Annotated in this window: 2 protein-coding genes and 1 pseudogene; 1 reads left to right on the forward strand and 2 read right to left on the reverse strand. The window is 55.7% G+C overall.

The features are described from left to right. Positions 1 to 1,866: 1,866 nt before the first annotated feature. Positions 1,867 to 2,154 (reverse strand): annotated as a pseudogene (locus F4X57_02300) (IS256 family transposase). Here F4X57_02300 and F4X57_02305 point away from each other — a divergent pair. Continuing rightward, complete coding sequence (locus F4X57_02305; GenBank protein ID MYC06001.1) at positions 2,132 to 2,359, forward strand: hypothetical protein; 228 nt, start codon at positions 2,132 to 2,134, stop codon at positions 2,357 to 2,359. The pseudogene F4X57_02300 and the gene F4X57_02305 sit on opposite strands and share 23 nt — an antisense overlap. 807 nt (positions 2,360 to 3,166) lie before the next feature. Here the strand turns inward: F4X57_02305 and F4X57_02310 are convergent. Further along, on the reverse strand, positions 3,167 to 4,878 hold a 1,712-nt coding region (locus F4X57_02310), incomplete at its 5' end, for an ABC transporter substrate-binding protein (protein MYC06002.1).

Consider the following 4,878-nt stretch of genomic DNA (forward strand, 5'->3'; position numbering starts at 1 on the left):
CCCTGAGGCGTGGTGGTGCGATAGCGCAGATGCACGGTCTGGGAAGTGCCGTTGGCGTTAGCTATGCTGATGTTTGCTGTGGCAGCGGTCTGAGTTTCGTCATCAATGCTCACACCCGACACTACGGGGTCGGGCGGAAGCGTCCTAAAGATGTCCGTTTCGGATACGCTGAAGTCGGAAGTCAGAGAGACTTCGGCTTCATACTCGGTATCGGGAGTTAGACCGGACAGCTTGACCTCTGCGCTGTCGGTGGTACTGGTAGTCTCCTGAGTATCGCTCCATTCTCCCTGAGGCGTGGTGGTGCGATAGCGCATATGGACAGTCTGAGAACTGCCGTCAGGGTCCGCTATTGTAATCACTGCGTTGGCAGTGGTCTGCGTCTCGTCCTTGACCTCAAGATTCGAGATGCTGGGATAGCGAAGCGTTCTGAATGACGTGTACGCTATCCTCTTATCAGGGAACGAGCTGTCGAGAAACGCCTGCACTTCATAAACGGTGTCCGAGGTCAATCCACTGAGGTCGATCTGCACGGTTGCGCCGATGCTGATTTCTTCCAGAGCAGGCATGCTCCATTGGCCCTGCGGACTCGTGCTCCGATACTGCAGCTTTGCGGTTTGCGTGCTGCCGTTCGAGTCGGCGATATTAATGGTTGCTTTCGCCGAAGTCCACTTGATGTTACCAACACTAACCGACCGTACACTGGGTTGGCGTTCTGTCGTGAATGTATGTTCCTTCGTTGCATTGTCGGGGAATGTGCTGTCGAGCGTCGCCTGTAGCACGTACTGCGTATCCGGAGACAGGTTCTCCAGGCTCTTGGTTGCCTGACTCGTACTGCTGGTTGCCTCGGCAGTCTCGACATCGGTAGTCCAGTCCTGTACATCTGCCTTTTGCTGGTAGCGTAATTTGACAGTCAACTCAGTGCCGTCGTGGTCCGCTATGTTCACGACTGCTCGCGCGGTCGTCTCGGTAACGTTGTCTGCACCGACCGACTGTATGCTTGGGGGAGGCGTATTGGGAGGGTTCGGCGCTCCCCGTTTTAGCTGAGGTGGGGTTCCCGCTCCCGGGCAGCTGATGGACGAGAGAAGAATCACAGCGTCATCGAAGTCGTTGTCGCTTTCATCCTCGTAGCCTCTATCGCCGGTCTGCCAAACGCTGGTGCGATATTCATATCTCTTTTCGCCCGTGCCTTCAATCTCAATCCCAATCCTGGACGGGATTCCTCGCAACACGATGTAGGAATTGACTTGACGATTGCTCAGGTTATTGCCGCTTCGGATGTCAACGAGGCGATTGCCGTTGCCATCGATCATGTAGAGCGTATTCCAAGCCTCCGAGTAAATCATCTTTACCTGCGTGCAGTTCTGTTGGGCGTAGGCGCGGGATGTGACCAAGAAAGCGAGCGCGAGCGCGACGGCGACGAGGATAATGGATGCGGCAAGCTTGGTTGCGATTGTCATAGCGTAACTCTGCGATCTCGTCACACTCCACACAGCGTCAAACTGCGCTATTGCAGCAACTTGATGGGAAGGGACGACTAAATCTATCTCATCCCCAGACAGTCTCGGGCGTCTGAGCATGCACAGTAATGATCGACTGACTGAACATCGCAATGAGAGTCCCGGACGAGAACGCTAGCCTTGCGGAGATAAATGCCAGCTAGTGTATTCATAGCCTTTGGAAAGTCGAGCAGGTGATTGTCTGAATCTAAAGTATTGAACTAGTATTAGGTTAAGTAAGTGAATGTCCGTGATTTTAGGTCAAGGAGTTTTCGGGTTGAATTGCTTGATGTAAGACGAAACGACGACGGAGAGACGTAGTAGCGTTCCGTCAAGTGGTGTGTGAGATTGTCAAATCCTTTTGTTCTAATCAGGCCGCAGTCGGCTGCGTGAGCTGCATCTCCGGCAACACTTCGCTGTAAGCTGCTGATGCCGGCGTCAAGTATCGACGACCTACTATCCACTCATCGTTCTGCTTGGCGAGCACCGCGCCGACCAGCCGTAGCGCCGCCGATCGGTTCGGGAAGATGCCTACCACATCGGTCCTGCGCCTTATCTCCTTGTTCAGCCTCTCCTGCGGACTGTTCGACCAGATCTTCTTCCAGTGCTCCATCGGGAAGCTCGTGAACGCAAGGATGCCCGCTCCGGCTTCGTCCAGCATTGAGGCTGCCTGCCCGAAGCGCTCATCAAGTTGTGCGACAACTCGCTCGTGCTGGGGGACCTCCTCCGCGGACGGCTGCTGGCAGCGCTGCCACACACACTTCATGACCAACTCGTTGACGCGTGTCCCGAAGAGAGCGCAGCCTTGGGTGGCGACGATGGTGCGCAGCATCTACCAGAAGGACGACCATACTCACAAATGAGACGTGTAGTGATAAGTCCGTAAGAGGAAAAAGATGAGAGACACAGACCCCCCGACGAACTCGCACTGCCAAGAGAGACCTCAGCGCTCCCGAACCTATCGCGTGAAGAGACTGCCGTTCTCGGTAAGGAGATTTATGAGCGGGACATTCGCTGTCTTGTCGAGGAGGACCACAAGGGCGAGGTAGTCGCCATTGACCTTGGTAGCGGAAGCGGAAGCTATGCAATCGGCAAGGACGCCATCGCCGCATCCGAGCGCCTTCGGCGGCAACAGCCGGGCGACACGTCTGGCTGATGCGGGTCGGGCATCGGGCGCTGTATCGCTTCGGGGGCAGTTCCCTGCGGAGGCTCAGTTGATAGAGGGCTTCGTGAACGTCAGCCTCTAAGCTGTCGCAACCATTACCTTGCAATGTCCGGCTGGGCAGGTGGAGGAAGTCAATGCCGTGATTGACACCGGCTTCAACGGCTACTTGACCTTGCCGACGATGATGGTGGCCGACATGGAGTTGCCTGTGGTGGGTGAAGGTGAGGCGGTCCTGGTCCGATGGCAGCGAGGCTGTTTTCGACGTGTACGGCGTAACAGTGGTCTGAGACGGTCAACCCAGATTCGTCGAACGCGGAGCAGTTGGTGTTCACCCACTGGTGGGCATGGTCCTGCTGGACAGGCACATCTTGAGCATCGGAATCAACCGGTGGCGATGCAGCCGACGCGCGCAATCGGTTCGGAAAAGAAAGCAGCGGCAGGGTTTCGCCCTTGCCGCTGCTTCTTAGTTCGCTATGGATTCGGTGCTACGGCACCTTGCCAGCCACTATCGATGAGTCGCGTACTCATACGAGCCCAGGGACCTGGGGTCTCCATGCTGCAGACCATCTATCCAGCTATTCACCCTGGGGCTCAGAGGCCACAGGATGTTCACGCTATAGAAACCGCCGTCCAGAGCATTTTCGTAGATGAACCCGGCGATTTCGTTCATGACTATCCAGTGTCCGGCATCGCTTGAGACCTCTCCCAACTTCGGAACCAACACATCCTCCAGATAAGGATGGTCGAAACCTGCTGACCAGCCGGCATTCGACACCATGGCGTCCAATATTATCACCGGGTCAATTTTGCCGCCGGTTCCGTGGCAGTTCAGACCAACGTACTCACGCGCCTGGACTATGGGGATGATGGTTGATGCCGGCACCCGGTTGATCTTGGTGGTGATGCCGATGTCATTCCAGTATTGCGCCACAGCCTCGCAGGACTCTTCTTCACCCGCTATGTTACGGATACTGGCGGTTACCTCTATATGGAAGCCATCTTCGTAGCCGGCTTCTTGCAGGAGTTGCTTCGCCCTCTCCGGGTCAAATGGGCGCACACGATATGCATGGTTCAGTTCCTGTACGCGGTTTTCCCATGTCCACAGAGATTGAGGTGTACCCTCACCGTCAATAAGGGTATCTACTACCTCTTGGTAGTCAACCGCAATCAACATGGCTTCTCTTACTTTCCGGGCACGCTCCCATTCAGGGGAGTTAAGGTCCGGATTGGGGGATACCCAGGGGCAGGCGTTATCTTTCAGACAGTTAAACGCCCCAGGACGCCTTTCCTCGAAGTCCGGTTCTCCCATCCCCACATAATGGTTGGGATGCAAACCTATATGAGTGCTGCCCCCGTTGGCAACCGCCATATAACGAATGTCGGGGAGTTCATCCAGATCGCGCTTGGAGTCGAAAGTCATAAGGAAGGTGTCCAGCTTGTCAGTCTTGAAGTTGGCGACTCTGGTGGCTTCCTCAGGAATCTGCCTGAGCATCAGCTCGGCGAACTCGGGAGACTGGCGCCAGTGGTCCGCGACCGCCTGGAACTTCCAGTACTCGCCACTTCTCTGCTCGACGAACTCCCAGGAGCCGGTTCCCACACCTTGAGGGCCGGCTGCTTCGTCGCCCACCTCATCGAACATCTTCTTGCTGACCGTCGCCAATACCTCGGGAACGAACAGCTTATAGATGAAGTCAGCCTGACGAGTTACCGTGTCCACCTCGATCGTGTAATCGTCGATGACCCTAGTACCGCCCCCCTCCTGGGTGAACAACGCCTCCATTCTATTCTGCTGAGTGTTGATGCTGTCCGGTGAGGCGGATTGCAGCATCGTGTACACAATGTCTTCAGCTTTGAGTTCACCCCAATCCTTGTGGAACTGAACCCCTTCCCTGACCTTGAGCGTCCACACGCTTCCCGAATCATCTACACTCCATTCGCTTATCGTCTGTGGGATAACTTCAACATCTTTGTTTAATTTGAGCAGCGTTTCGCTTGAAATGTTACCGGCGTAAACTAACGCATTGCTTTCCGCACTCAGCGGGCTGTTGTTGAAGGCCCATAGCTCCTTGAAGCCGATATTAAGTGTTCCCTGGGCTTCGGACATTGCCATAGCAGCCGGAGGTGCAGGCGCGGGCACCGCTGCCGCGACAGCCGACGCGACTGCCGTTTCGATGGCGCTCTGAATATCCTCTTGGCTCAGACCGGGCTGCTGCGCCT

The sequence above is a fragment of the Chloroflexota bacterium genome (assembly GCA_009840355.1).
GTDB lineage: Bacteria > Chloroflexota > Dehalococcoidia > Lucifugimonadales > JADFKI01 > Bin90.